General features: G+C 64.4%; 1 pseudogene. It reads left to right on the forward strand.

The features are described 5' to 3' along the window. A pseudogene (locus EN852_RS36760) lies at nucleotides 1–127 on the forward strand (radical SAM protein); the annotation flags it as partial. Nucleotides 128–354 lie beyond the last annotated feature (227 nt).

Here is a 354-nt window from a genome sequence, read left to right on the forward strand (position 1 = left end):
CTGGCAGATCGGCCGCCGCTTCGAGATCGCCGCCAAGCGGCTCGGCCTCAATGTCGAGCGACGGCAGCTCCGCACCGACCAATTCGTCGCAGGCGCTGGCGCCGGCGAGCAGTTGATGCTGCTTTAACCCCGGTGCCGGCGATGACCAGCCGGCGCCAAGCAGTTCCAGGCACAGCGATTTTCCGCCTGGGATTGCGGTCCCTTTAAGAATCCCGTCCGGCCACTGTCCCCGGCCGCGAGACAGTGTCCCTGTTTTGTTCTGGTCAAAAGCTTAGCAGGAGCGGGTTCGTCCTCATTCACAGCCTGCGCGGCCTGACGATCTGCACGGAATTCAACCGCTGGCGCCTGATGGCC

The organism is Mesorhizobium sp. M2E.F.Ca.ET.209.01.1.1, assembly GCF_004010375.2.
Classification (GTDB): domain Bacteria; phylum Pseudomonadota; class Alphaproteobacteria; order Rhizobiales; family Rhizobiaceae; genus Mesorhizobium.